Annotated in this window: 1 protein-coding gene; it reads left to right on the forward strand. The window is 79.4% G+C overall.

Features of this window, described 5'->3' with window-relative positions:
• Window positions 1-1,200, forward strand: a 1,200-nt coding sequence (locus ABZS66_RS61780; protein WP_354774312.1) for an AAA family ATPase, incomplete at both ends; no start/stop codon positions are given.

The raw sequence follows: 1,200 nt of genomic DNA on the forward strand, positions 1-1,200 counted from the left end.
CGCCCTTCGCCAACGCCTCCACTCCCCGATCGTCCCCGAACATGCGATTACGGCGCCGGGGCGTCGGGGACCGCGGCGGAGGTTGCGGACCCGGGCGGCTGGCCGCTCATCGGGCGGGAGGCCGAGCTGGCCGCGCTCACCGGCCTGCTCGGGCCGGCCGACGGCGGCCGGGCCGGGTTCGCCGCGGTGACCGGGGAGCCCGGGATCGGCAAGTCCCGCCTGGTGGCCGAGCTGGCCACCGCCGCCGCCGGGCGCGGCTTCGCGGTGCTGGCCGGGCGGTGCTCGGAGGACACCGGAGCGCCGCCGTTCTGGCCGTGGTCCGGTGTACTGCGCGACCTCGCGGCGGTCCTCGGTGACGACACCGTCCGCGACCTCGCCGACGCCGACGTCCTCGCCGGACTGCTGCCCCGCACCGCTGCCCCGGTCGCCGCGCCGGTCGCCGCCCCGCCGCCGGACGCGGGTTCGCCGGACGCGCAGCGGTTCCGGGTGTCGGACGCCGTGACCCGGGTCCTCGCCGCCGCCTCGGTCCGGCGGCCGCTGCTCGTGGTGCTCGACGACCTGCACTGGGCCGACGCGTCGTCGCTGCGCCTGCTGCGCCACCTCGCCGAGCACCTCGTGACCGCGCGGGTGCTCGTGGTGGTGACCCGCCGGACGCATCCGGAGCCTTCCGGTGTACTGGCGGAGGCCGGTGCCGCCCTGGCCCGCCGCCATGCGCTGCGGCTCGACCTGCCGGGGCTCTCCGCGGCCGGCGTCACCGAGCTGGTCCGGGCCGTCACCGGCGCCGCCCCGGCCACCCAGCACGCCGAGGCGCTGCGGGAACGCACCGACGGCAACCCGTTCTTCCTGGTCGAGCTGCTGCGCCTGCCGGCCGGCGGCGACATCCCGGCCGCCGTCACCGACGTCGTGGCCCGCCGCGTCGACCGCCTCCCCGACCCGGCCCGCGACCTGCTGCGCTCCGCGGCCGTCCTGGGCCGCCGGTTCGACGCCGACCTCCTCGCCGCCGTGGCGGGCGCCGACCCCGACGCGGTCCTCGACGACCTGGACCCGGCCCTGGCCGCCGGCGTGATCCTGGAGGAGTCCGAGCCCGGCCGGTTCCGCTTCGCACACGCCCTCGTCCACGACGTGGTCTACCGCGCCCAGCCGGCGACCCGCCGGGCCCGCCGCCACGCGGCCGCGGCCGCCGCCGTCAGCGGGGGCGGC

The organism is Dactylosporangium sp. NPDC005572 (assembly GCF_040605515.1).
Taxonomy (GTDB): Bacteria; Actinomycetota; Actinomycetes; order Mycobacteriales; family Micromonosporaceae; genus Dactylosporangium.